The sequence below is a fragment of the Pseudomonas sp. BS3767 genome (assembly GCF_900099665.1).
Taxonomy (GTDB): Bacteria; Pseudomonadota; Gammaproteobacteria; order Pseudomonadales; family Pseudomonadaceae; genus Aquipseudomonas; species Aquipseudomonas cerasi.
Genome location: NZ_FNCX01000005.1, coordinates 362665 through 389143, shown reverse-complemented (window position 1 = coordinate 389143; position 26479 = coordinate 362665). Strand labels below are relative to the sequence as shown.

17 protein-coding genes are annotated in these 26479 nt (G+C 58.5%); 9 read left to right on the top strand and 8 right to left on the bottom strand.

The genetic code is table 11. The annotated features are described in order from the left end of the window. The first annotated feature begins 78 nt into the window (after positions 1-78). The 5 genes from BLR16_RS17300 (at position 79) to BLR16_RS17280 (ending at position 4429) form a co-directional block, all read left to right on the top strand. Positions 79-558 carry a hypothetical protein gene (locus BLR16_RS17300; protein WP_054081894.1) on the top strand — a complete coding sequence of 160 codons (480 nt, stop codon included), beginning with the start codon at positions 79-81 and terminating at the stop codon, positions 556-558. Positions 559-694: 136 nt separating this feature from the next. Beyond that, entirely contained in the window at positions 695-1504 is an 810-nt protein-coding gene (locus BLR16_RS17295) for an alpha/beta fold hydrolase (protein WP_065350102.1), read from the top strand. Then, positions 1501-2355, top strand: coding sequence for an alpha/beta hydrolase (locus tag BLR16_RS17290; protein WP_072364656.1), 855 nt, complete (start codon positions 1501-1503; stop codon positions 2353-2355). The genes BLR16_RS17295 and BLR16_RS17290 overlap by 4 nt, the downstream gene beginning before the upstream one ends. Before the next feature lie 139 nt (positions 2356-2494). After that, positions 2495-3313, top strand: a complete 819-nt coding sequence (locus BLR16_RS17285) for a DUF4892 domain-containing protein (protein WP_161437867.1) — start codon at positions 2495-2497, stop codon at positions 3311-3313. Positions 3314-3382: 69 nt separating this feature from the next. Continuing rightward, entirely contained in the window at positions 3383-4429 is a 1047-nt protein-coding gene (locus tag BLR16_RS17280) for an AI-2E family transporter (protein WP_074808591.1), read from the top strand. Between the two features lie 45 nt (positions 4430-4474). Here the strand turns inward: BLR16_RS17280 and xopAW are convergent, their stop codons facing one another. The 3 genes from xopAW to BLR16_RS17265 form a co-directional block, all read right to left on the bottom strand. Then, a complete protein-coding gene (xopAW, locus tag BLR16_RS17275) occupies positions 4475-5233 on the bottom strand; it encodes a XopAW family type III secretion system calcium-binding effector (protein ID WP_074808589.1) in 759 nt (252 codons plus the stop codon). Between the two features lie 115 nt (positions 5234-5348). Continuing rightward, positions 5349-6383, bottom strand: coding sequence for a sensor histidine kinase (locus BLR16_RS17270; protein ID WP_003433089.1), 1035 nt, complete (start codon positions 6381-6383; stop codon positions 5349-5351). After that, positions 6380-7129 (bottom strand): response regulator, encoded by a 750-nt coding sequence (locus tag BLR16_RS17265; protein ID WP_004661894.1) that lies wholly within the window; start codon positions 7127-7129, stop codon positions 6380-6382. The genes BLR16_RS17270 and BLR16_RS17265 overlap by 4 nt, the downstream gene beginning before the upstream one ends. A gap of 409 nt (positions 7130-7538) precedes the next feature. Between BLR16_RS17265 and BLR16_RS17260 the strand changes: the two genes are divergently transcribed. From BLR16_RS17260 to BLR16_RS17250, 3 genes are all read left to right on the top strand, one after another. Beyond that, the gene (locus BLR16_RS17260) at positions 7539-9620 is read left to right on the top strand and encodes a hypothetical protein (protein ID WP_003366745.1); all 2082 of its coding nucleotides are present in this window, start codon (positions 7539-7541) and stop codon (positions 9618-9620) included. 297 nt (positions 9621-9917) lie between these two features. Further along, positions 9918-12116, top strand: coding sequence for an autotransporter outer membrane beta-barrel domain-containing protein (locus tag BLR16_RS17255; protein ID WP_074808586.1), 2199 nt, complete (start codon positions 9918-9920; stop codon positions 12114-12116). 107 nt (positions 12117-12223) lie between these two features. Further along, the gene (locus BLR16_RS17250; RefSeq protein ID WP_054081891.1) at positions 12224-13756 is read left to right on the top strand and encodes a hypothetical protein; all 1533 of its coding nucleotides are present in this window, start codon (positions 12224-12226) and stop codon (positions 13754-13756) included. Positions 13757-13799: 43 nt separating this feature from the next. On the opposite strand, the gene BLR16_RS17245 is transcribed toward BLR16_RS17250, so the two are convergent. The 5 genes from BLR16_RS17245 to BLR16_RS17225 form a co-directional block, all read right to left on the bottom strand. Next, positions 13800-14915, bottom strand: a complete 1116-nt coding sequence (locus tag BLR16_RS17245; protein WP_003366756.1) for a fimbrial protein — start codon at positions 14913-14915, stop codon at positions 13800-13802. A gap of 47 nt (positions 14916-14962) precedes the next feature. After that, on the bottom strand, positions 14963-17476 hold the full coding sequence (locus BLR16_RS17240) for a fimbria/pilus outer membrane usher protein (protein WP_074808583.1): 2514 nt from the start codon (positions 17474-17476) through the stop codon (positions 14963-14965). A 37-nt stretch (positions 17477-17513) separates the two neighbouring features. Beyond that, positions 17514-18260 carry a fimbrial biogenesis chaperone gene (locus BLR16_RS17235; protein ID WP_032609410.1) on the bottom strand — a complete coding sequence of 249 codons (747 nt, stop codon included), beginning with the start codon at positions 18258-18260 and terminating at the stop codon, positions 17514-17516. A 106-nt stretch (positions 18261-18366) separates the two neighbouring features. Then, a complete protein-coding gene (locus tag BLR16_RS17230) occupies positions 18367-18930 on the bottom strand; it encodes a fimbrial protein (RefSeq protein ID WP_003366760.1) in 564 nt (187 codons plus the stop codon). A gap of 352 nt (positions 18931-19282) precedes the next feature. Further along, entirely contained in the window at positions 19283-24367 is a 5085-nt protein-coding gene (locus BLR16_RS17225) for an RHS repeat-associated core domain-containing protein (RefSeq protein ID WP_074808580.1), read from the bottom strand. Positions 24368-24649: 282 nt separating this feature from the next. Between BLR16_RS17225 and BLR16_RS17220 the strand changes: the two genes are divergently transcribed. Beyond that, the gene (locus BLR16_RS17220) at positions 24650-26437 is read left to right on the top strand and encodes a hypothetical protein (protein ID WP_074808577.1); all 1788 of its coding nucleotides are present in this window, start codon (positions 24650-24652) and stop codon (positions 26435-26437) included. Positions 26438-26479 lie beyond the last annotated feature (42 nt).

The following is a 26479-nucleotide window of genomic DNA, read 5'->3' as shown; positions in this document are numbered from 1 at the left end:
GCCGTTGTGAGAGGGTATCTTTTCTCTTAGTGTTTGAGTGTTCCCTGGAAGGAGCACTCATTCTCAGGAGGATTGATAATGACCGAAGAAAAGCCAGCCTCACCCGGAGAGAGCCCTGCGCCTGAACACACGGTTGCGTCTGAAACGCCTGCTTTGCCGGGCAGTTCACCGCCCTTTGGCGGAATACTCACCGGTCAACCGATATCTGCTGCAACTCCGCCTGCTGCCAAGGCTCCACCGCAACACGGTGAATTGAATCTGGAAAAGCGCTTGAAGTCGGTCTATGCGGATAACCTGATGACCTCAGCCGAGTTCATGGCCTTGCGTGATGATGCCGACATGCTGTTCGACAAGCTGAAGGTCCAGTTTCCCGACAATGGTGCCCTCGCGCTGTTCCAGCCGTTGTCGGATGTCGCAGTACAAGCCATGCAGTTAGCCATCCTGGATTTCAGAAAGGCCAAGCCCTCTGCTGAGGCCAAGGCCCTTGCCAAACAGTCTTTTGGTTTTCAGGTCGCCTATATAAAGGCTTGTCTGGACCGTTTTACCCAAGCTTTATAGGCCTTCACGCCGCTCCGACCGCCGTATCGGGTAATCCTGATGGCCGGAGTGACACCTGCGATGGCGGTTCCAGTCATTGCCGATCTGCGAAGCAACTTGGCACAATCGTGACTCGCCCGCTCATGGAAGTATTGGCATGTCGCAACCCGTGTTCTTTGCTCACGCCAATGGCTTCCCTTCAGCGACGTACAACAAGCTGTTTTGCGCGCTGGCACCGGAGTATTCGGTGGCTCATCTTGAGCAACACGCCCATGATCCGCGTTTTCCGGTAGATGACAACTGGCTGAATCTGGTCGATGAGTTGCTCCACCATCTGCGTGAGCAGCCGGGCCCGGTGTGGGGGGTAGGGCACTCGCTCGGCGGCGTGTTGCACCTGCATGCCGCATTGCGCTGCCCGGAACTCTATCGGGGCGTGGTGATGCTCGACTCACCGGTCCTGGGGCTGGCTGATCAGTTAGTCATACGCGCTGCCAAGCGGCTGGGTTTTATCGACCGCATCACGCCAGCGGGTCGCACCCTGGGCCGGCGTGAGGCGTTTGACGATCTGCAGTCGGCACGCGCCTACTTCGCGGGCAAGACCCTGTTCAGCCGCTTCGATCCCGACTGCCTGACCGCCTACCTGCAACATGGTCTGCGCGAAGACGGCGGGCAGTGGCGTCTGCGTTTCGACCCGGCGACCGAGATCAGCATCTACCGCAGTATCCCGCACACCAGCCCAATGCCGTCACGGCAACTCAAGGTGCCGCTGGCCATGGTGCGCGGCAAACACAGCCGGGTGATCATGCCTCATCATGGTTATCTGGCCCGACGCATGCGCGAAGGCGAATACCTGTCCATGCCCGGAGGGCACATGTTTCCCCTTGAACGACCGGATGAAACCGCATTGCTGCTCAAGGCGCTGCTGGCTCGCTGGGACGCGCGCAGCGCCTCAAGGGGGACGGCGTGACGTTTACCGTGGAGGAGGTGCGTTTCAATCTGGGCCATATCGAACTGGCGGCGCATCTTTACGGCCCCGAGGACGGCCAGCCGGTGATTGCCCTGCATGGCTGGCTCGACAACGCCAACAGCTTTGCCCGTCTGGCACCGCAACTGGAGGGCCTGCGCATTGTGGCGCTTGATCTGGCCGGGCATGGTCATTCAGAGCATCGGCCTGCCGGGGCGTCCTATGCGCTGGCCGACTATGTGTTTGATGTGCTGCAGGTCGCCGAGCAATTGGGCTGGCCGCGCTTCGCCCTGATGGGACATTCGCTGGGCGCGATCATTTCGGTATTGCTGGCCGGGTCGTTGCCGGAGCGCATCACGCGGCTGGCACTGATCGATGGTTTGATTCCCTTGACCAGTGACCCCGAATCCGCTGCCGAGCGCATGGGCTCGGCCATGCAGGCACAGCTCAGGCTGTCGGGCAAGAAAAAGCCGGTTTACGAAGATCTACAACGCGCTGTCCAGGCGCGAATGAAAGGCACCGTTCCGGTCAGTCGCGAGGCTGCAGAATTACTCGCGCAGCGCGGCCTGATGCCGGTACCCGGCGGCTATACCTGGCGCAGCGACAGTCGCCTGACCTTGCCGTCTGCGATACGTCTCACGCATCAGCAGGCAATGTCTTTCGTCAATGCTATCCGTTGCCCGACGCAACTGCTGGTCGCTGCGGGCGGTATGCTGGCGAAAAACCAGCTTGTGCTGTCCGGACTGCCTTTCGACGTCGTGCAGCTTGAAGGTGGTCATCATCTGCACCTGGATGACCAGCAGGGTGCGAGCGCTGTTGCACACTGTATCAATCGCTTCTTCGCTGCTTCTTGACTTGAGACCGGCAACTGCCGACGCTGGACGGGTTGAAACAGGAGTCAACCGTGATGGATCAATCCGCAGCCTCTGGTGACCGCCTCGCTGGCGATCTTTTATATTTTCACTCCCTGCTTGCCTGCCAATGAGAGCACTCATGCGTTTATCAAGTGTTCCCGTTGTTGCCTTGTGCATGTCTATGTTCAGCGCTGTGCTGTGCGCCGCCGATGTACCAGGCAGCAGCGATCTGCAGATCCTGCCGCGTCTGGCCGACACGGAAATCGTCGATTATCGTCCGGCTGCCGAGCTCGAACGGGTCTATCCCATGGGCTCGATCCGCAAGATCAGCGGCCAGTTGCGTTTCGACAGCCAGGTCAGTGCGCGTGGCAATCTGACGTCGGTCACCTATCAGTTACCTGCAGAGCGGACTTCCGACGACGCCTTCACCGCGGCTCGTGAAACCTTGCAGCAGCAGGGCACCGAGCTGTTGTTCTGGTGCCAGGCGCGCGACTGCGGAGAAAGCAGCCTGTGGGCCAACGAAGTGTTCGGCAACGCCAAACTGTATGGCGCGGATGACCGCCAGGCTTACCTGTTGCTGCGTCTGGCAGAGCCGCGCAGCGACACGCTGGTAGCGCTTTACAGCATCACCCGTGGCAACCGCCGGGCCTACCTGCATGTCGAGCAGTTTGAATCCTCTGCGCCACTGGGCGAACTGCTGCCGACCTCGGCCACCTTGCTGCGCCAGCTGCGAAGCACCGGCAAGCTGGAACTGCCCCGTCTGAGCGGCGAACCACAGGATGCCTGGATTACCCTCGTTTCCCGCGCCCTCAATCAGGACAGCAGCCTGCGCGCCACGGTGTCCGGACCCAGTGCCGGCGCCTGGCTTGACGCCCTGGTCGCCAAAGGTGTTCGCGCTGCCCGGCTCGAGGCGGGCGTCACTGAAGGCAAAGGGCTCAAGATCGAGGTTATCCGTTAGAACAGCGATGGCGGACGCGCAGGTTCGCCATTATGCTCGCTCCCTCCGATCCTTTTTAGTGGATAGCGCATGTTCAACAATGACCGTCTGTTGGTGCAGATTCTGCTGCTGGCGCTGTTTGGTGCCTGTCTCTGGGTGATGGCGCCGTTCTGGTCGGCGCTGGTCTGGGGCGCGGTACTGGCCTTCGCCAGCTGGCCGCTGATGCGTTTGCTGACCCGCTGGTTCAAGGGCCGTGAGTCGTTGGCCGCGCTGGTGATGTGCCTGTGCTGGATGCTGCTGGTCGCGGCGCCGCTGGTATGGCTGGGCTTCAATCTCGCCGACCATGTGCGTGACGCTACAGGCCTGATCAAGGATATTCAGGTCGACGGCTTGCCCGATCCACCGCAATGGCTGGCGGGTATTCCGCTGGTGGGCGAACGACTGGTAGCGCTGTGGGCCACCATCGATCAGCAAGGCGCGGCGTTCATGGCGACGCTCAAACCGCATCTGGGTCAGGTCGGCAACTGGGTGCTGGCACGCAGTGCGCAGATTGGCAGCGGGATTCTGGAACTGACCCTGAGCATCGTCTTCGCCTTCTTTTTTTACAGGGACGGTCCGCGCCTGGCCGCATTCGTGCTCAGCCTGCTGGAGCGCCTGATCGGGGAGCGTGCCCAGTATTATCTGGATCTGGTCGCTGGCACGGTGCAACGCGTGGTCAACGGGGTCATCGGTACGGCAGCGGCCCAGGCGGTACTGGCGCTGATCGGCTTCCTGATCGCGGGCATTCCCGGCGCGTTGGTGCTGGGTATTCTGACTTTTCTGTTCAGTCTGATCCCGATGGGCCCGCCCCTGGTCTGGCTGCCTGCCACTGCCTGGCTGGTCTGGCAGGGCGAGTACGGCATGGCGATATTTCTGGGCATCTGGGGGATGTTCATCATCAGTGGCGTGGACAACGTGCTCAAGCCATACCTGATCAGCAGGGGCGGCAATCTGCCGCTGGTGATTGTCTTGTTGGGTGTGTTCGGCGGATTGCTGGCGTTCGGCTTCATCGGCCTGTTCATCGGCCCGACGCTGCTGGCAGTCGCCTACAGCCTGCTGACCGACTGGGTCGGCAGCGAGCGTGCCCGCAGCCGCTGACGGCGAAAGTTTCCGCCGCGCCATGACGGGCGGCGGAGCCTCGCTTTACGCAGCGGTATCCAGGTACTTGCCGACCGGCTTGCTGCTCTGGGTGTCATATTTTTCGCTGAGTGCGGCGATCATCTTGTTCAAGGCCTGAGTCGCAATCTGGTTGGTGTTGCCCTGATCAATGGTGCTGTCACTCTGTTTCAACGCGGCAGACAACTCGGAGGCGCTGATACTGTCGTTGCTATCGCTGTCCAGCGCACTGAACAGGCTGGCGCTGTCAGTACTGCCGGAGGTGCTCATCTGCGCAGGCGGCATACCGGCAGGAGGCTGTTGCGGTTGCATACCGGCGACCAGCTCCTCAAGGCTGACTGTGCCGTCCTCGTCAGTGTCCAGTGCATCGAACACCTGGCTGCTGTTCGCCGTACTGCCCGCATTGCTCAGGCCGGTGGTCAGCTCGTCGCTGCTAATGGCGCCATCGCCATCGCTGTCCAGCACGCCGAGCAGATCTTCTGCCTGTTCATCGACCGACTGCATGGGCGGCGGCGGAGGTGGTGTCATCGCGGCCAGTTCGTCGGCATCGAGGCTGTCATCGTCGTTGCTGTCCAGATCGCTGAATGCCTTGCTCAGGCTCACAGTGATGCCATCCTTGCTGTTCGACGACAGGGCCGAGCTCAGCTCGTTCTTGCCAATGCTGCCGTCGCCATCGGTGTCCAGCTTGGCCAGCAGCTCTTCCTGAAACTTCTTGTTGCTGGTGCTGGAGGTTGCACTGGTCGAACTGGTGTAGCTGGAGAAACTGCTGCTTATCCCACTGATCATTGGTCTCACTCCCCTGAGATGAATGTACCCGGTAACGGTGTACCGGCTTTTGCAGACTCGGGGCGTCAGTTGTCGAGGGGATGTAGGCTTTGTACGCGGAGCGTTACAGAGTGCGTCACAGTCGTGGCAGGTCCAGTATCGCCGTCAGGCCGCCGCCTGGCGTTTGCGCGAGCGACAGCTCGCCGCCGATACGCCGCGCCGCTTCCCGCGCAATGCTCATGCCCATGCCTATACCGCCGGAGTTGCGGTTGCGAGAACCTTCCAGTCGGTAGAACGGCTCGAACACGGCTTCGTGAAACTCAGGTGCAATGCCAGGCCCGTGATCGACCACGGAGATGCGCACCCGCTCGCTGCTGTCCTCGATCACGATGTGTACGCTGCCGGCATAACGCAGAGCGTTGTCGACCAGATTCTGCAGGCACGAGCGCAGTGCCATCGGCTGCGTCTTCAGCGGTTTGCACTGGCCTTCGTACTGTACGTCGTCGCCATTGTCCTGGGCATTCTCGGCCTGCGACTCGATCAGTGCCTGCAGGTCGAACTGCTGCAGGCCTTCGCTGCGTCGGTGTTCATTGAGGTAGGCGAGCGTGGCGTCGAGCATGCTGATCATGTCATTGAGGTCCTGAGTCATCTGGCCATGCAGCCTGGGCTCTTCGATCTGTTCGACACGCAGCTTGAGCCGCGAAAGGGGGGTGCGCAGGTCATGGGATACCGCAGCCAGCATGCGCCCGCGCTGCTGCATCTGTTCGCGGATCTTGCGTTGCATCAGATTGAAGGTCTGCGCAGCCTGTCGGGCTTCCTGCGGACCGCTGATTTCCAGTGGCGGGCTGTCGAGGTCTTCACTCAGGCGCTCGGCTGCTTCGCTCAGGCTCTGCACGGGACGGCTGAGGGCCTTGGCGCCGTACCACGCAGCAATGATCAGGGTGATGAACTGGAAAAACAGCAAGATGACCGGGCCACCGAGCATCGGCGGTCTGTGCATGGGCCGCTGATCGAATTGCCCATGTTCGGCGTTGAACTCGTTGGACGGCGGCGGCGGGGGGCGCATGCCGTACTGGGTGAACCAGATGAAGGCCAGCAGGTGCGCCAGCAGAATGGCCAGCAGGGCGCCACCAAACAGACGCGCAAACAGTGTATCGAATCTGCGGATCAACCCAGCTCCCTGGCATCGAACAGATAGCCTTCACCGCGCACGGTTTTGATCAGTTGCGGATTCTTCGGATCATCGCCGAGCTTCTGGCGCAGGCGCGAGACCAGTAAATCGATGCTGCGGTCAAACGCCTCGATCGAGCGGCCTCGGGCAGCATCGAGCAACTGCTCGCGGCTCAGCACCCGATGCGGCCGTTCGAGAAACACACGTAACAGGCGAAACTCGGCGTTGGACAGCGGCACCACGAGGCCGTCGGCGGCGGTCAACTGACGCAGGACGCTATTCAGGCGCCAGGCGTCAAAGCGAATGGTGGTGCGCTGATCGCTGCGTTCGTCGCGGACCCGGCGCAGAATGGTCTGGATGCGCGCGACCAGTTCACGCGGCTCGAACGGTTTGGCCATGTAATCGTCGGCACCCAGTTCCAGGCCGATGATCCGGTCAGTCGGTTCACAGCGTGCGGTCAGCATCAGAATGGGGATATCCGATGTACTGCGCAGCCAGCGGCACAGTGACAGCCCGTCTTCACCGGGCAGCATCAGGTCCAGCACCACGACATCGAAGGTTTCATCGGTCAATGCCTGACGCATCTGCGTGCCATCGGTGACGCCACGAGCGTTGATATTGAAGCGCGTCAGGTAATCGCAGAGCAGCTCGCGAATGGCCACATCGTCATCGACGATCAGCGCACGAACGCTCCAGCGCTGCTCGGTCGATGTGGCATCCAGGGGGGTATCGGGAAGTGCTTGCATAATGCGTCTGTCGCCTGCTTGTGCCGCCATGGACTGGCTGCTGTTGAAGATCAACGCTGCCCCTCATGCTACTTCGCCGGGAGGCTCGGCGGTAGGGTGGCGCGACCGAATGTCGTGCGCATGTCATAAATGTATCGAGATTGATACGAGCGCCTGTCGAGCCTGCCCTGCGAAGCTCACCCTGATAGTTATGACAGTATCCAGTGTCGCGCAACTGCCGTTTAATCGAACGGGCTACCGGCCTGGATGGCTGGTTCTGGGCAGACAAGTTTTTGTCGAGAAAGCCAAGGTCTGTTGCCGTTTCATCGCGGCTCGGGATGAAAGGACGACAGTCCTTGGGGGCATGATCAATCCGCCCGTACGTTTTCTGCATAAACAGGGGCGGCAATCGGATAGCAAAGGAGTGCTGATGATGGTCGATTCAAAAACAACAACGGCTTTAGATGACAATCAAAAAGAGCGTATCGCCCATGGGCTGGCGGGCAGTGGACCCGATTCGGAGCTCGACGCAGACCTTGCTCTGGCAGAGGTGACGGGCGTTGTGGACCCTGTCGATGGAACGCTGAACAAAGATGTCCTGCTCGGTGAGTTTCTTGAGGTCACCTTGCTTCAGTGGGCAGGACTGGTCACTGATCCGGGCGACTTCGATACTTTTTTCATCGATTGGGCCATCGGTGCAGAGGCGGAGACGGACGCGTTTAAAGAGGTGTTTAGCGATATCATTACCGCACCGGTGGCTCCTGGCACCTTTCCCAAGAAGATCCAGATTCCGTTGAGCAGTTTGATGCAAGGCCTGGAAAAGCCTGCAGACGGTACTTACAGTTTGCGCTACCGGATCAGACAACCGAATGATCAACAGACCACCAGCCCGTCGATCAACCTGATCGTCGATACCACGCCGCCGGGCGGGCATTCTGAGCCAGAGCAGATGATTCTGGATACAGATCAGTTGACCCAGGCGTATCTGGATGAACATCCGGACGGTCTGGTCGGCACGCTGCCTGACTATTACGACTGGGCGCCTGACCACAGGGTAGCTTTCTATTACGTCGGCAATCCGTTGCCCGAAAAACCCGAAGATCTGCCGCCTCCGGTCGATGTCGTTAACCTGCCCGGCCCGACTAACAATACGCTGAAATTCCCGGTTTCGGTCATTGGAGCGTCCAGGGACGATGCCTACTACATCGCCTACTTTCTGATCGACAAGGCCACCAACCGCACTCCGCTCTCCAACTACAAGCGCATAGACGTAGCGCTGGGACTGTTGCCCGACAACCTGCAAGACCCCGTCGTGCCATTGGCAGAAAATGATAACTTGATCGACCTGCCTGACGCAGGAATCGGGGTCCAGGTATCGATCAAGTCGTTCGATAACTGGAAGCCGACCGACCGTATCGAAGTCACCTGGGGCGCAGGAATGCTGAGATCCGAGGAAGTCGGCAGCTATCCAGAGTTTCCGCTTTTGATCAGGGTCCCTGGTGAGGTTCTGCGTGCTCAATACAATTTAGCGACTGGCGGTGACCAGGCCACTAATGTGAGTTATCGAATCCTGCGTGGCATTCTCCCTTCCGCAGTGAAAAGCACCAGCGTCAATGTCAATTTCTCCACTATCGGACCTGATCCCATAACCGATCCTGTATGGCCGGATCCAGTCAACGATGCGTTGCCGCTGGTCGAGGTCCGTGGCAAGACTTCCGATTCAGCGAACGTCCTGACAGCAGCGGATAAAGGCGAGGCTGCCAGGGTCCTTTTCAAGCTGTATATCAATCTTCAGCCGGGTGAAATGATCGATTTCTACTGGGGCACAAGGCTCACTTCATCGGCCACCTACACCGTACTGCCTTCAGACGCAGCGGGTTCCGATCGTGAGGTTGAAATACCCTGGGATGATATCTTTGCGGAAGGCAATCGCGTTGATTTGCCGGTTCATTACCGCATCCATGCGCCCGGTTCAGCAAACACCCAGCACTCGAAAGAGACTCTGGTCAACGTAAGCGCCATTGTCATCACCCCGGACGCACCGCTTTTCGAGGGCACCAGTACAAGTGGCTGGCTGAACTGCGATTCACTCTTCGCCAACGGCATCGGAAATCCGGCCACGGGTGAGCCGGGGATACGGGTCCGCGTTCCGGATCTTTCGAAATATCTGTCGGACGGTGAGACTGTTACTTTGCACTGGTACGCCTCTACAGGAACTACAGGCGACGCTCTTATTCCGGGCACAGAAAAAGAGGAGGCTATCGTGCTGGGAGCCGACCATCCGGCTACCGGTTTCACCTGGCTGGTCACGCCCTACGCGACACACATTCTGCCTGTCTATAATCCTGCAAGCGGCAGCCCGAACGGGAGCGCGAGGATCAAGTACTCCTTCATCATGAGCGGCGCAACCGAAACCATTACCTCGTTGGAAACCACCGCCCGGGTAGGGATGTACGACGCAGTTGGGGCGTGTCCTATCGTGTTCAAGTCACGTAAACCGAAGAAAAAGTAAGGAAGGTCGCCGGTTCAGGGTGCCTGCGGCAGGCGGCAGGCACCCTGTGGGGTATAAGCAGGCTCAGGTTGCTCCCAAACGGTTTAGGAAGGCCGGCGCGTACCGGGTCATGTCACCTACGCTTATTGGTATTTTCCCCGACGATCTTCTGCTGTCAGAACCTCCCTACGTTTACCTAGGAAACGTCCTACAGAGCATTCGGTTGGATCCCCGTAGTCTTTCGGCCTCTCTCCCGAGACCGCTTTCGGGCAGTCTTCACGGGGTTCAACCAGGTTTACCTCAAGGTAATGCATCGTCATGAATGCTCCATTCGTGCTGCGTCCGCTTTCATGGACATTGAAAACCGTTATTTTTCTCTCTCCCTTGCTGCCTGGCAGTCATGCCTTTGCGCAAATCCTTGTCAACACGCCGCAGACCATTGATGCAACAGGTCCGCTGGACAGCTATCGGGTTGTCAGCACCGGAAATCTGACGGCCAACGGCGCGACAACCCTGCAAATATCCACGATCACCGGGGCGCAGCTGACGCTCACTGGCAGTCAGGTCAGTGCAGGCACCAGCTCTTCAGCCGTCTCGTTGACCGGGGCAGATGCGTTGATTGTCGGCAGCGCCCTGACAGGTGGTGCGGATGGCCTGGGGATGGGCAATGAAAGTGCACGACTGGTCGGTTCCACTGCCACCGTCATCGGCAGCACGATCACTGCCACGAATCGCGGGATAAATGCTGGCTCGCTCAGCAACCTGACCCTGGAAAGTACTTCGGTGACGGCCACCGGCACCAATGGCAGAGGCATGGAGATGTTTGACTCCACGGTGAAGGCGTCCGGCAGTACCCTCACCGGGCAGCAATATGGCGTGCGCTTGCGCGCTGACCCGGCCGTACCCTCAAGCAATTTGTTGGTCCTTGAGGGAACCCGGGTCGAAGGTATCACCGGGTCGGCGCTGATCGTCGGAACGCCCACCGGTGCGCCCGCGACTGCCGATATCCAGGTCAACAATGGTTCTACGCTGACCGGCGGCAATGGCAAGATACTGGAGTTGATCAACGGCTCAACGGCGCAGATGACCGTGGACAACAGCCATCTGCAGGGCGATGTATCGGCGGGTGAGGGCAGTACCGCCAGCCTGTCACTGCAAAATAACGCGACCCTGACCGGACGCCTGGAGAACGTATCCAGCCTGTCGCTCAGTAGCCAGGGCCAGTGGGTGATGGTCGAGAATGGTCAGGTGAATGAATTGTCCATGGACGGCGGATCGGTCAGGTTTGGCGACGCGTGCTCGTTTTACACCTTGTCGCTCGCCAGCCTGTCAGGGAATGGTACGTTCATGATGGACGTGGATTTCGGTGGCAAGACCACTGACTTTCTTGACATCACGGGCAGTGCGACCGGCAGTCATACCTTGCTTATCGGTAGCACGGGGGTTGATCCGCTCAGCGATACCAGCTTGCACGTCGTGCATGCGGCAGCCGGCGATGCCAGCTTTTCGCTCTCAGGCGGCGCAGTGGACCTGGGCGCCTGGTCCTATGACCTGATCAAACAGGGCGATAACGACTGGTATCTGGATACCGCCACCCGGACCATCAGCCCGGGTGCACAGACTGTCATGGCGTTGTTCAACACGGCGCCGACTGTCTGGTATGGGGAGTTGAGCACGTTGCGTTCGCGCATGGGCGAGTTGCGCATGGACGAGGCCCGTTCCGGCGGCTGGATACGGACCTACGGCAACAAATTCAACGTGGCCGACGCCTCGGGCTTCGGATATCGGCAGGTTCAGAACGGTGTTGCTCTCGGCGCAGATGGCAAGCTGCCTGTGGGGTCGGGACAATGGCTGGCGGGTGTGATGATCGGGCAGAGCTCGTCCGACCTCAGCCTGGATCACGGTGCCAGTGGCAAGGTCGACAGCTACTCGCTGGGCGCTTACAGCACCTGGCTGGACAGCGAGAGCGGCTACTACGTCGATGGCGTGATCAAACTCAATCAGTTCAAAAACAAGGCCAGAGTCAATCTCAGCGATGGTTCCCGCACGCGCGGCAACTACGACAATCTGGGGGTTGGCGCGTCGCTGGAACTGGGTCGGCTCATCAAACTGAACAACGGTTATTTTCTCGAACCCTACACCCAATTGGCGGGCCTGGTCGTTCAGGGCAAGGACTACGCACTGGACAACGGTATGCGCGCTGAGGGTGACCGCAGCCGGTCGCTGCTCGGCAAGGTCGGTACGACGGCGGGGCGCAGTTTCGATCTGGGCCAGGGACGTACGCTGCAACCTTACGTGCGGGTTGCCGTGGCTCACGAATTCGTCAACCGGAACGAGGTCAAGGTCAACGACAACGTCTTCAATAACGACCTCTCCGGTTCCCGTGGCGAGTTGGGGGCGGGCGTTTCGGTGTCACTGTCTGACAACCTGCAGTTGCATGCTGATTTCGATTACAGCAATGGCGATGCCATCGAGCAGCCGTGGGGCGCCGGTGCAGGCTTGCGTTACAGTTGGTAGCGACAGCGAAGCGGGGGGCTGATGCTTGATCGATGGCGCTGATGCGCCAACGGTCCTATCACTTGTGCCAGTATCCGCAAAAAAAAACAGGGTGTTAACTGACGGGCATGGCGGTCGGCAAACGGGTCGGCCACCGCTTTCTCCTACTGGAGGCCTGGCTCATGTCTGTCATTTCAAAGTGGATCGAACGGATCAGAGTCCTCTTCTGGCCGGCTTCAAGACGCAAGAGCATGCTGCTTGCGCCGCCTGTGATCGCCGAACTCCTGCCTGACATACCCGGCGGTGAACCCAATCTGCTTCCCAGCAGTGCTTGGCTCGTGCCGTTGCGGGTCGATTTTCCCATGTGGCAAAACTCCGAGCCCACTCCGGGCGACCCTGAGTATCTGCGCGTGTACTGGAATGACCTGCTGCTGGAGGAGAAGGTCTGGACCAAACCTGTACAGCCTGTCGATCTGTTCATCATGATCGCGCAGCAATACCTGGGCGAAGGCCAGCATCGACTCCGTTATAGCGTCGAGACCGCCAATCAGGTGCAGACCGAATCCGAAACACTGGCCTTTGTCATTGATAAAACGGCACCGGTATTCGCAGACGAAGGGGCGCTGATTTTTCCGGAAGAAATCATCAGGGATGGTCTTACCTCGGCCTGGCTGGACTCTCATGGCAACACCGTGCTGGCCGAAGTGCCCGCGTATTTTTCGCCGAGCGCCGGGGATCTCATTATCTGGTACTGGAGCAGTACGATGACGGGCTCGGAGCACACCGGAACCCTGACGCTTGAAGCGTCCGACATCGGTAGCACGATCAATATTGGCTTCGACAAGCAAATGGTTCTCGAGAGTGGCGATGGCATTCGTTATGTGTCCTACAGGTTGAAGGATCGCTCGGGGAATGCCGGGCCCCGTGCGCTGGCTGTTTCGCTGCTGGTGCGTGCTCAGCCAGTACCGCGTGTGCTGCCACCCCCGCGGGTTCAGAAGGCGTCAGGCTCGGCAAGCGCCAGTACGCTCGATCCGTTGGATGCCTATCAGGGCGCCGTGGTATCGATACCTGAGAGTGCCGTGATTGCTCCCGGTGACACCGTCCGCGTCCAATGGGCCGAGCCCGGCAGTGTGGGGGCCTTTCTTACGGAGGTAGCAGACTCGAGACTGTTCAACATTCCTTCCACACAGATTGCCCAGCATTTCGGCAAGTCGATCCCCGTTTATTATGAGGTATTCGAAAAAAGCGCCGCCCCGCCTTATCTTTCGGACCTGCATACGCTGAGTATCATGGTCATGACAGGCTTTCCGGTGGTGCAGTGTGACAAAGTCTCCGGGGGGCGTCTGAGCCTGCAGGACATTGCAGAGGGAGGCTACGCACGGTTCACGCTCGACAGTTGGTCATTCATGGGCACTGACCAGTTCCTCACCATCGAGGTGCATGGTGTCAGCAGTGCTGATAATCAATTGTTGATCGTTAACGTTCTGGATGAATACCCGGTGCCGCGGGTGGACGATAAAATCGACGCCGGTGTTATCAGCAAAACGGATTTGAAGGCATTTAATATAGGCACTCAGCTCGATGTCCGGGTGCGTGTGAGTTTCGACCAGACGCTCTCCTGGCAGTCTTTTCCTTCGCTCAGACCAACGTTGTACCCCTGAGGAGGAGGTCATGGACCGCCAGTTGGCAGTCCATGATGCATTGCTACTTGTAGGTCATCGTGAAGCTGAGGGCTCCTTTGGCCTTGCCCGGCCGGATCGCGCTGCTGGCCTGTGTCTGATAGAAGCGGGCGTAGAAGTTCAGCACAACGTTACCGGGTGTGATCGCCATGATTGGCACTTCGGTCTGCAACTCCATGGGCGTGACTCCATCACCTTTGAGAACCTGAATCCCCATGCCCTTGGCGTCCGAATCGCTGGTCAGGGTGAAAACCCCGCTGCCGACAGGGCCCTCGGGGACCGAGCCTTCGACACCATCGAGCTGGATATGCGCCGTTGCCACGAAGCCGTCACCCGTATAGGTCTCGCAGTTGCTCAACGCAATACTGAATGGCACCGCAGGTGTGGTGAAACCGGGACCGGTGAAGTCAGCGCTGTCCCACTCACCCAACTGCACCGTGTCGGCACTGACCGGATCTGCACCGACGCTGCACTGTGCCTGAAGTATTGTGCCGGTTAGCCCGAACTTCATGATCCTGCCAAGCGTTGTCACGCTTCCGGAGAACAGTTCACTGCCATTGAGCACATTGGGTCCGGAGGGAATCGGTCCGGTCTTGACCAGCGTGACATAGTTGTTCAGATGAAGAAAACGCAGGCTCGTGAGCATTTTCTCGTGGTCGTTGAGGCCGATGAACGGAACGGAGGCGCTGCCACCTACAGGCGTGAAGCAATTGGGGCAGTTCCTGTCATACGGAAACTCCAGTCTTACCCGCACCCCGACGCCCGGAATATTGGTTTGCAGTATCTTGCCTGTGAGGTCTTCCCCGTTTATAGGGTCCACCGTGCCCGGAAAGATCGGAGCCGTTGCCGTAGCGTTGAATTCCAGAAGCGCCGTGCCGTCATTTTTGCAGGCCGCCTCCAGACCTGCCTGGTCTGGTGTGGCGTTAAGCATATCGATGCTGCCGATAAAGGTACCCACTGCGGCGTCTTTGGGGACGTAGAGCGTGCCGATGTCGCGCCGGTAATCCTTTATTCCCGGTGAGGAAACCCAATAACAATCGTTGCTCGGTGTGTCATCCGGTTCTTCGGAGTAAGCCGCAGCACTATAGCTGGTCCCCAAAAGGATCAGACTGGGGAGCAGGGCATTCAATGCAGTGTTCATGGGGTGATTCCTGAAATAACAATGTCGCGGACGGCTCAGATCTGATGTCACTGGGTACACGTCATGTCTTGCATTCGGTAACCCTTGGCCAGAGGCATGCCCGCGGGGTCTATGTGCAGACGACACTGAGGGTCGCTTTTCTCACCCCAGCGGACATCGAGGGTTTGGGCCTGCATGCCGGTAGACAGCAAAATCTGCCCGCCTTGCCCTGCGATGCCCAGGATGTTGCCCTGCGCATCGCTGACCTGGGCGCCGAATGGCAGCGGCTTGCCACTGTCAGTGGCTGCATTGATGACCAGGCGCGTCACCTTGCGCGCAGCGAAGGTGGTCTTGATCACGGCCCCCCTGGCAGGTACCACTTGAGTACTGGCGTTATCGATTTCCACCTCGGGCCCCAGTCGGTCGGTTTGCAAGGTGATCGGGTTATAGCGGTAGGGGCGCAGATAGGGCATCAATGCGTAGCCGCGACTATTGCTCCTGACACCGGTAGCGTTCTGTATGCCAACGCCGGGTGTATCGGGTACTTCGATCAGGGCGATGGTGTCGCCCAGATTCGGGCCGAACTCGATGCCGTCCGCATGCAGCAACAAGGCGCCACTGACGTTGACTGATGCACTTCGATAATCATTGCCCTGGGTCACGCCGGCGCCGAGGCTGGCGAAGGGCGCCTGATAGCCTGCCGCAAGGCCTGCACTTTGCTGTTTGCCGTCATCGTTGCTAAGACTGGCGTGATAATTGACGCGGTTTTCATAGAAGCTGCCGCTCAGGCTGCCCCGTTGACTGTGGCGATTGGCGCTGCTCTGCAGGTCGAGTGTGGCATTACTCGAATGGCCGGTGTCGAGAGGCATCGAGATACTCAGGCCGAACTGCCGGTCGTTGCCGCGGCTACTGTCTACGCTCAGTGACTGTGAGGCGTAGAAGTTGTAGGTGATCCCGGCACGATGGGTGTTGACGTTGAGTTGAAATTGCCGCTGCTCGATATCGCGGCCCCAGTAATCCTGTTGCGACAGCGTCAGACCTACGCTGCTGCGTGCGCCGATTCTTTGATGAACCGAAGCTTCCAGGCGGCTTCGGCGGCTGCCTGTGAACGTAGCGTCGTTGCTGCGCTGACTGACGGCTTCGTCGAAATCCCGATAGCCTTCGGTGGAGTAGCGATAACCTGCGAAGCGCAGATTGGTATGGGTAGTGAACGCCTTGCCATACTTGATGGCGTAACTCATGCCCTGCACGCTGGACCGACCGGTTTGATCGATATTGGCGCGTGACCGGGTCACATCGAACGCCATCGCCCCCAGCAGGCCCATGTCCCGCGACACGCCCATTGCAGCGGCGTGGTAGAAGTCGCTGGTCATCAGTCCGCCATAAAGGGTCGAGTTCCAGCCTGTTCCAACCGCCAGCGTGCCTTGCCACAGCCAGGGATGCTCGGTGGCGTAGGCGCCGTTGAAGCGGCCCAGGGCTGTGCTGTATTTCCAGACGCCTTCGCGCAACAGGTTGCTGATAGTCGAGTAAGGTTGGGTAAAGCGCCGGACCTGACCATCGGCCTCGGTCAGCACGATCTCCAGTTCGCCGCTGCCCGCCGTGTTCAGGTCATCTATTTCATAGGGGCCCGCACTGACATACGTGGAGTAGATCGGGTATCCGTTCTGCAGCACTTCGAGTTTGGCCCTGCTTTGCGCCACGCCACGAATCACCGGTGCGTAACCCTGCAGGGAATCGGGGAGCATCTCCTGATCGGTTTTGATCAACCCGCCCTTGATCGGCACGCTCCGGAAGACATCGCCGCCGGTGTAGGTTTCACCCAGGGTCAGGTTAGCGTGCGTGCCGGGCAGGTCTCGCTGTGCATGAGCGTAGGCTCTGGTCCATTCGCGATGTCCCTGTGCATCCTGGCGCACGCTTTGATTGCTGCGCAATCGCCATGATCCCAGGTTGATACCGGTGTTTAGGTACAGGTCTGCGCTGCTGCTGGTGCCTGTCTCCCTGTGGGTCGTCTGTTGCGCCGAGGTCTGGTAATTGATGAAGGCGGCGTTGATGCCGTAATCCCAAAGCGCCGGGTCCACTCGACCGTTGGCATCGCGGCGCATGGCGATCTGCGGTATCGAGATCGACAGTTGCAGTTTGCCGCCGTCGAGTACGACCCTGGAGTCCGGAATCAATTGCCCCAACGCGACACAGGCGACTTGCAACGAGGCCGGGTCGGCCAGACTGTCGAGGCGTACGCCGATCTGCTCCAGCAATTCCGACGACAGGCAGGGCAGCAGGCCGTTGCCTTGCGGGTCGGCATCGAAACGGATTTGCCGTTGGCCGAAATAGCGCATATTGACGTGGATTTCTACCCAATGGTCGCCTGGCCCGAGGCTCTCGACAACTGACAACTGGTTCAGCACGCTGGCCGCGGCCGCACTGTCATAGTCCTGGCCCTGACGCAGGAAGCCGGACTGGAAATTGACAGGGGTTGCCGCCTTGGTCAGTTCCAGCGGAACGGTCACGCTGCCGCACACAATCAGCACCTGCATAAAACGCAGGCGCACCGGTATGAACCCGGAATCGGGTAATAGGGTCATGTTCAATGTCCTGGGGATGAAGCGTGCCAGCGCTGTTTCAGTCAGTCAGCGTGGCCGTAGCTGTCTGCGGCTGGCTGTAGCCGCCGTAATCGTTGATCGCGGCAAACACCACCTGCAGGCCCGGTACCGCTTTCGTTTCGTTGAGCGTGTAATGGCGAGAGCTGAACGGGCCAAGCATGGCGACTTCACTGACCTTTTCAGTCCTGCCACCGCCGGAGACGTCGAGGCGAATGAACGACACATGAAAGGGCGTCGGATTCATGGCGGTCAGCTCTGCCTTGCCGGCAATCTGCCGGACCGACCATTGCAGGTCCTTGAGGCGGGCAATGGGGTTGTCAGTCAGCAGAACCGGGCGATAAAACAGTTTGATACGGGTACGCAGGGCAATATTCAGTACATTGCCTTGCGAAGAGTCGGCTTGAGGTATTTCCTGCACGTTAAAGTAGAACAATGACTCACGATCAGAGGGCAGGTCGTGGGGCAGGCCATTGATCTGTACCTGTTGTTCCTTGCCCGGATTAAGGCGGAAAAGTGGCGGCGAAGGTGCGAATGGAACGACGGTGACAGTGTCGTCTGCCTCCGTATTTACCCAGGTCTGCACCGCGAACGGGCGATCACTAGGATTGGATATGACCACCGACGTACTGCGCTTGTCGCCGTCGAACACTATACGCGTTGCGTTGACGGTCAGTGCTGCCTGGCTGGCGGGTATATAAGCTGCGCATATGAATAACATCATGCACCCCGCGAGGGCAGGTCTTTTAAAAGCCTGTTGGCAAATCATGGAAAGTTACCTTGTACGTTCAGATCCGAACGGACCTGAACGTAGTGAAGATGCTTCACGTGAAAAGACTATTGATCCTTACACAGTGAGCGAGTGGGTCGATGTATCAGTTGATCGCGACAACAAACTGGACATCCGCCGAAGCAGCACCGGGTTGAACGGTAGCCAGTGTCGAACGGTAGTAGGCGTTGAACACCATGTCGGTGACACCCCCCTCGACCAGTGGATAAGGCGCCGAGGCGTCGCCTGGTTTGATGGAGGTACCGGTCTGGTCCTTGATCACGATCGCAACGCCCTTTGCCCCGTCGACAGTAGGGGTGACGCCGAAGTAGTCGCCGCTGCTGTCAGGGGCGCCGATGAAGGTGACTTTGGCAGTGTTCGCGGCGCCGCCAGACGTAAGACCGCAACTACCGTCGTCATTGACGCGCAGGGCAAAGCTCTTGCCAGACAGTTCGTCACCGATGCCGGTGAAACGGTTGGCTTCGATAGAGCCCATGTTCACCACGTTGCCGATAGAGCCATCGCCCGGATTGACCACTTCGATAGGGCAGGTGGTGGCGGTGATCTTGCCTTCGAAACGGATGGTGCCGGGGCCGGGGTTGGCGGATGCGACAGTGCCGGTCAGTGTAGTCGCCAGAGCAAGGCCCAATACGGATAGCATTTTGTTCACGATTAAAACCTTATAAGTATTAAAGTTGCAGGACTAAAAATGTAACTATTAATGGTGTCTTGGTAGACGGTTTGTGTTGTGTGTCATGACGGGGCGGGAGTTTACAGCAGGAGCGTTAGTTGCAAAGTCTCTGAAGCACTTTGTTTAATGGCGGGAGGTGTAGGATATTTCCTAAACTAGTGTCATACATTTAAAATCTTGAGTTTTATGTTGTTCCGGGTTTTTCATGGGGCTGTGATTTTTTGTTCGGGCAGAGAACCCGAAGGGCAAATGTAACGGTATAGAATTAGAGGCGATGACTGAAATGCCGCCGACAGTCACGAGTTTTTTGTCAGCGGCGGGAAGTTCAGCTTTAGTACATGCGAATATCGCGTATAACCTGGAATACGTCTGGCCCTAAGCCGGGAATCGGTTTAAGAAAAGCCGTTCGCTGTAGAAGCCATGAAGGGCCACTGGATGCTGCTGTATTAGTTGCCGATTGCTGGTTGACCCTGGCGTTAGGCCCTTTCGTCGGCCGCGGGTTCGGTTGAGGTGGCACACCCCTCAAGATGGACGCTCTTGGAATCTCCCCATCCCTAACCAATCCGGGTACGGCCAAATTCGCTGGGGCAGACCCACGTCGCGCAGCTATTCCAGGCGCGGCCTGCAAATCGTCAAGTGATCTCCTCAATATCTTACTTCCTTGGTCTAAAGCCTTGGTCGTAGCCTTGAGCGCGCTTTTAACCGCACTTTTCAATAGCATCCCACCGACGTCCAAAGGTATCGCGGCGTAGCCGACGTATTCCCCTATCCGAAGGGCTGTGTCGTCTCCTTTCGCCGCACCATAAGCAGTGGCAGCCGTTGATGCAGCACCCAGAACGGTCCCTGCCGCCAGCACCCCGGTTGCGACGTAGGCCGCCGCCTGTGAGGTCATCGTGATACCCAGGACCGTTACAGGAACCGAGGCGGGCGCGGCCAATCCAAACGATGCATATGTCGCGTAGGCACCTGCTGCCGTGAACGCTACGCCAACCGCAAGCATGACCCAGGTCATCATTCCAATACCCCCCGACATCTCTGCAGGTATCTCATCCTCATCGGGTCGTCGCAGCCTGCCACTCTGGGAGCTGGCGTCATGCCCGGTGGGGTCGCGCCAGGCAATGGGATTGCCCAGGCAATAGGTATAGGGGTTGACCCCGCCTGCACCAAAGGGGCTCAAGGAGTCAGGGCTGTGAAAACGCATCATGCCCGGGTTGTAGGCTCTGTAGCCGTTGCCCAGCAGGTACCAGCCCGTATCTGTTTCGCACACCTCGCCGTTGAACCCGGCAACGCTGAGCAGCACGTCATCGCTGTGGCGTTCTCCGTAGGCGCTGTAGACAGCCGTTCGCAACATGTCCTGCTGGAACTCACCGAGAACGCTCTGGTTCGCATCCGTCAGCAACAGCAGGGTTTTGGCAGGTTCTCCGATGATCTGCTGGCCTATGGGTTGCTCGTCAATGTGCAGAAACTGAGTACGTCGGTCGTCCTGCACCGTGCTGCTCAACTGCTGGCCCTGATAAAAACGCAGTATTTCGCTGTCACTGCCATTGCGGGTGGTGGCCAGATGATTATGGCCGTCGTACGTGTAGGTGTTGATGGGCTCACCCGCCGGTTTTGCCACCCGAAGAAGGCGGCTCTGGCTGTCGTAGTGCAACTGGTTGCCATGCTCGTCAGTGCACTGATTGCCGTTGGCGTCATAGCTGAACGTCGGGTCCGGCGTGTCCCGTGGAGGCCTGTAGGTGATGCCCAGTAACTGGCATCGGTCCTCGGAGTCGGGGTCACCCTCTTTGCCATAGCGGAAAGTGGCTGTTTCAGTGTTGCCGTCGGCAAATTTGGTATAGCTCAGGGTCATGTTGTCCAGCTCGTCGAAGGTGAACGTCTGGCTGAGCATCGCCTTGTCGGAAGCGTGCACTGGCAACTTACTGCCTGAATAGGTGATGCCGGTCAGCCGGGCTCGGGTGTCATACCTGAACTCTTCCAGCAGCAGCGTGTTGCCCGCTTCCCGCAAGTGGCGGCTTCGCATGAGCCCGTCCGGTTGCCATTGCTGTTCCAGCGTACGTACAGGGTGATTGTCGGCAATCTGCGTCCTGAGCACTTCCTGCCCTTGGTCGTCATATTCCATACGGTTTATCAGGCGGGTCCCGGCGACGATGTCATGGGTTGTCATCTCGCAGGGCTGACCCAGTGTGTCATACCGGGTGGTCACCTCCACGTTGCCCTGAGCGGCACTTTCGAGTCGGCCGAACGTGTCATACCGGTAAGTCGTTTCCACGCCTTTGACACTGTTTTTGACGCCGCCTCTAACCCGGCCCTTGACTACGTCTTTAACCGGATTTTTGACCTCTTTTTGTTCGACATCGGTGCGATACATCGTACGGCCCTGCAAGGATGTCCGATGCAGGGTTTGCCAGGTCCGGCCTTGCAGATCTTCCCAGGTCTCTTTGGTCAGCTGGTTATGCGCGTCATAAGCGTAAGCGCGCTTGCCCTGCTGATTAGTGGCAGAGACCAGGCGGGCACTGACGTTGTCATAGTCGAAACGGGCAGCGTCATCCGGTGCAGTTCTGGAGACGATCTGGTCGGTGAGCTCCCGCTTGTAGGTGTAGCTGATGGCATCACCCATGGCCGTCGTGCGGGTTTTGACCTGCATTTGACCATCCTCGTACTTGTAGTGCTCCACACGTTGCCCTGCCTGAGTCCGTGTCAGACGGCCCAGCCCGTCGAACTTCTGTTCGCCTGTCAGGGTTTTGGTAATACCGTCCCGATGAATCACGCTCAGGCTGGTCGGCAGCTCGGTGGTGCTGAACGGTTCATATTCACGATGTGCCTCGCTGCTATCCGGCAAGCGTGTTCTGACCATGCGCGACCAGGCGTCATAGCTGAACAGGGTTGTGTCGTCTGACTCGTCAGTCTGCTGCGTGCAGCGCCCCATTCCGTCGTAGAGAAAGGTTTGTGAGCCCAGATCTTCTCCTGCTGCGTTCTGGCTCTTGATCTTGTCCGGTTTGCCGAACATGTTCAGCCAGGTCTCGCTACGACCACTGATCAGAGGTTCTGCGTCACTGCTTTGCACCCACGTCTTCTGGACCGGACCGTTATGTTCTTCACTGCCGATGGGGTCGTAGTACTGGTGGGTCTGTACGCCGTGATCCGAGGTAATGACAGACTGGCGGTTCCAGTCGTCGTAGGTGTAGGTACTTTGCGTGGTGAACCGTTGCTGGTTGTCGAACCAGTCGTAATCCATTTCGTATTGCACATTGTTCCAGGCGTTGTATTGCGCTGTATGGATCATGCGCATCGCTTTCAGATCATTGCTGTCGATGTGGTCCCGTTCCTCGAGTATTGCCCGGCCCAGGCCATCCATGACAGAGCGAGTCCTGACCTTGCGGGCGTCGGTCAGCACTTGTTCTGCATGCTGTCCCGGAGCGGAACACAGGGTGTACTCGTACTCGCGACTGGCTTCATAGCCAGCACTTGAATTCGGTGCGATCGTTTCCTTGGTAAGCCGGTTGAGCGCGTCATAGGCATAGCGGATCTCCACGCCTTCTTCCAGGGTCATCAGCACCTGGCCGGTCAACAACGACTGCTGTTGCTGCTTGCTTATGCGGGCATTGTCGAAGCCGATAGTGGTGATCTCTATCAGCTGTACCGGGACCTGCAAGTGTTCGCTGTTGTCCTTGTTGTTGCCCTTACCCTTGTTCTTGCGGTTGCTGCTGTTGCTGTGACTGATGCTGGCGTGGCTGTACTCGTAGACGGTAACGGTGTCCTTTCCATTCAGGGACTCGATATTTTTCCCGGTTCGACCATGCTGGAAAGGCGCGTCCGGCTGGTTGATGTGCTCCAGCAGGATCTTTTGCAACTCCACAGAGGTTCCATCGCTTTCAAGCTGCAGCAGTGTTTCGGTTTCCGGCACGATCCAGTCGGGTAACTCGCTGCCGGTCAGTGCAGGCAGCGCGCTGTAGCGATAACGTTTGGACAGGGTAGGGGCCCCTGGCTGCGACGACAGGGCGGGTTTGACCACTTTTTCTTTCAGTCGTGAGACAAACCCTTCCGCATCGGCCGGGCAACCGTCGCCACCGGCGGCCGGGTACCAACTGCTGACTTCTTGGATCCCGTCGGCGCGTGTATGCACCAGCGGATTGCCGTAACGGTCATAGGTATTGGTGACGGTTTCTGTGCGCGTGCGCTCAGGCTCGTCCAGCCGTTGCCAACGGGTGGTGACTTCGCTGGGTAGCTGACAATCGTCGGGCTGTCTGGAGTAATGCACGTCCTCCAGGATGTTGTAGGCGGTGGTGACCGTTTGCTGGTTTTTGTTCTGGGTGGTGACTTCGCGGGTCTGCAAGTGAAAGCGGTTGAAGGTGCGCTCTATGCTGCGCACGGCCTTGTTGTCGACCCACAGGCTTTCGGTACAGACATAGTTGTACTCCTGCAGATATTTATAGAGGTTGTCCAGGCCGTCGTCTTTCCAGGCGATGGGCAACCCGGCACCGAGAAAATTTCGTGAGCGTTGCTGGCCGTCCTTGTAGGTATATCGCACATCGACCTTTGCCTGACTGAGGCCGGGATCGGTGATGTGTCTTGTCACTCTGGGTATGGGCTGGCGAGCGGCGCTGGATGGAAACGCATGGCCTTCATCCTGATAGTAAATTTCTTCGCTGCTTCCAGAGGGCGTCTCTACATGGTTGATGCATAACTGATTGCCGTTCTTCAGGGCATATTCGAAGCGCCACGACGCATTGTTCTCGGTGGGCAGGGTGATGCACGTTACGTGTTTTGTGCCGGTGAGGGTCATCAAAAAGCGCGCCAGTGGAGTACCGCCAGTGCCCGCGTACGGATGCAGTTTCAGCTCGACGGATGTACTGCTGCGTGCAATTGCCAACAGCGTCTGACCCAGGTCGTCAGTGATCGAAGCAAGTCTGTAGGTGCTGCTGTTGAACACCGTGTGCTCGAGCGCGATGCTGTGTCCCGACGGGGCGATGATCTTTACCGCCCAGGCCATTTTTTTATTACCGCTGCTGTGCAGCTTGAGGATTTCCATCAGACCTGATTTGTGCACCACCCGGTAAGACGTATCGTCCTGTTTGTAGAAGTGGAAGGTGTCAATTTTCTTCTCGGTCATCGTCAGTAGACCGTTGCTGCCGGTGCCGTCGACCCGGAAGGTCTCGCCTGTGCTCAGGGACAGGATCTGGGTGGCAGGGTCGTACTGCGACAACTGCAGGTTCCAGCCCAGGCCGTAGCCGCTGTCCAGCGTATTGAGCTGATTGTAGGACAGGTCGAGTCGGAACCCTGGCCCGCGCAGGTCATTGCTCTGCAGATCGGGCATGCTGATCGATATGTTGTAAAGCCCGGTGCGTGGGTCGACGCCGCTTTTCAGACAACTCATGAAATTGAGCGCGTTGGAGTGCACGGAAGTGGAAGCAGCCATGGAGCGGACCTCGCTGATTGATGCGTGCCAAGCGCAGCGGTGTCTGACGATTGTGCAGTCCTTGCGCTCTGGTCATTGACGACCCCCAAGCCTGAACGCCCTGAGGCGTCCGTGTGGCTGGAAGTCTTGCCTAACCCTAACAGTCCTTACCCGGGCAACAACCTAGCAGTAGTGCTAGTGGGCAACCGATGGGCATCGGCGTAAAAAAAGTCCTATCCGCACTTGCAGGGTCAACCCTTGCGACCTACCCATTTCAGCGGAAACGAGAAAGGAGTCTCACTCATGGCGCTGAATTTCCCCGCCCCCAAGGTGCCTGACTTGCAGCAGCCCGGGAACTACCTCGATCTGGATCAGTTGGGCAGTGCCGACCTGACCACCTGGATCGACTACCCAGGGATCAAGAACGGCGATCGGTTCATGCCCAACTGGCGAGGTTGCGGCGCCCTGGGCGAAGTGGACGACTACGTCAACGATTTGATCGAGGTCGCGGGGCTGCAGCCTGAAGGTATGCTGCTGATGATCACTAACCCGTTGCTGATGAGGCTTGACCAGGGCTGGGTGTTTTACTCGTATGTAGTCGAAGGCAGCATCGAGGAATCCCAGCGCCTGTTCTTCTATGTCGGCAAACGTCCGTCAGCCGCCGCCGGGCTGGGGGTGCCGCAATGCAAGGAGTCTCACGATCTGAAGCTTGACCCCGGCCTGCTGTGGGATCTTTCTGAGCTGTCGATCGTGACGCCGTCGTATCTGGCCATGCGCGAGGGCGACAGAGTGACCCTCACACTGGATCTTTATTACAGTGACGGCAGTTTCGCGCTCCCTGTTATCCTGTCCCGGGTATTGGCGCTGGAAGAGGTGGGCCAGCCTTTGCAGTGGTCGATACCGACTAACGAACTGGTGCCAATTGAAACGGGTGGCTTCGCGCTGATGAGCTACCTCATCGAGTACGGCGATCCCGCATTGACAACGGTTTCGGTCACCCAGTCGCTGGCCATGGTCATACCCTCCTTGGCGTTATTGCCGGCCTTGAAGATCAAGGATTTCAGCGGCGGCTCACTGGACCCGGAAGCCTTCCCTGGCGGCATCACCCTGCTGATCGATCCTTTCGGCATGCAGATCAATGACGATGTCGTGGTTTACATCTCCAGCGGCAATCAGCTGGTGCAGACCCTGAGGGCCGACATATCCAATATCGACAGTGGCGTGCTGCAGTTCTCGCTGGCGAAGGCCTGGCTTTCTGCCAATAACGGCAAGAACATCGAGCTGATGTATCAGTATGCGCGACCGGGCCATGCCGCCAGCTCGTTGCCGCTCAAGGTAACGCTGAGCCGTCCGCTCGATCTTCCTGTGCCCGTTATCGACGACGCCCAGATCGAGAGCGCTGAAGAATGGGGAGTAGTGGGCTATATCTATGCCTCGTTGCTGCTGAGCGGGGTGAAAATTCGCATACCGAAAGATGTGTTCATCGGCGACGACTACACGATACAGATGCACTGGGAGGGCAATACAGGCACGGGCAGCTTTATCGCCGATCCTTCGCCAGACAACCCGCACCTGTTCATCATCCCGTCCACAGCGGTCCCGGCCAATATGGACAAGTGGGTGAGCGTCTATTACAGCGTCGTTTCACCGTTGCAATCAGGCACTTCGCCAGTCTTCAAGCTGGAAGTCAGAGGCCTGGGCCCCGTTTGGCCATATATCCAGATCATGCGACCACGCGTTACCGATACCCTGCTTTACCTTGACTGTGTGCCACCGGAAGGTGCGCTTCTCGAGCTGGCATCCTGGGCCTACATGGCACCCGGGCAACGGGTACGAATCAAGGTTACTGGCTTGTCCCAGTCGGGTTCGCCACAAGCGCTCGGGCTACGTACCGGCGCCGCCGAACCGCTCACTGAGGCGGAATACGATGCCAGGCAGGTGCCGGTGATCATCCCGAGGGATTTCCTGGACAGTCTGCAAAGAAAGAGTCTGACCAACATCGTCACGGTCGAAGTCAGCTTTGATGACGGGGCGAATTACACACAGTTTCCGTCTATTGATTTCATCGTACTGGACGGTCTTTTTTTATAGGCCGGCAGGCTGGCGCAGGACGCAACAGCCACTGGCATGACC

Coding starts and splice junctions, on each gene's coding strand:
- BLR16_RS17225 (WP_074808580.1), bottom strand. CDS start 24,367: ATGGCTGCTTCCACTTCCGTGCACTCCAACGCGCTCAATTTCATGAGT.
- BLR16_RS17300 (WP_054081894.1), top strand. CDS start 79: ATGACCGAAGAAAAGCCAGCCTCACCCGGAGAGAGCCCTGCGCCTGAA.
- BLR16_RS17235 (WP_032609410.1), bottom strand. CDS start 18,260: ATGATTTGCCAACAGGCTTTTAAAAGACCTGCCCTCGCGGGGTGCATG.
- BLR16_RS17245 (WP_003366756.1), bottom strand. CDS start 14,915: ATGAACACTGCATTGAATGCCCTGCTCCCCAGTCTGATCCTTTTGGGG.
- BLR16_RS17285 (WP_161437867.1), top strand. CDS start 2,495: ATGCGTTTATCAAGTGTTCCCGTTGTTGCCTTGTGCATGTCTATGTTC.
- BLR16_RS17255 (WP_074808586.1), top strand. CDS start 9,918: ATGAATGCTCCATTCGTGCTGCGTCCGCTTTCATGGACATTGAAAACC.
- BLR16_RS17265 (WP_004661894.1), bottom strand. CDS start 7,129: ATGCAAGCACTTCCCGATACCCCCCTGGATGCCACATCGACCGAGCAG.
- BLR16_RS17295 (WP_065350102.1), top strand. CDS start 695: ATGTCGCAACCCGTGTTCTTTGCTCACGCCAATGGCTTCCCTTCAGCG.
- BLR16_RS17240 (WP_074808583.1), bottom strand. CDS start 17,476: ATGACCCTATTACCCGATTCCGGGTTCATACCGGTGCGCCTGCGTTTT.
- BLR16_RS17220 (WP_074808577.1), top strand. CDS start 24,650: ATGGCGCTGAATTTCCCCGCCCCCAAGGTGCCTGACTTGCAGCAGCCC.
- BLR16_RS17260 (WP_003366745.1), top strand. CDS start 7,539: ATGATGGTCGATTCAAAAACAACAACGGCTTTAGATGACAATCAAAAA.
- BLR16_RS17250 (WP_054081891.1), top strand. CDS start 12,224: ATGGCGGTCGGCAAACGGGTCGGCCACCGCTTTCTCCTACTGGAGGCC.
- xopAW (WP_074808589.1), bottom strand. CDS start 5,233: ATGATCAGTGGGATAAGCAGCAGTTTCTCCAGCTACACCAGTTCGACC.
- BLR16_RS17280 (WP_074808591.1), top strand. CDS start 3,383: ATGTTCAACAATGACCGTCTGTTGGTGCAGATTCTGCTGCTGGCGCTG.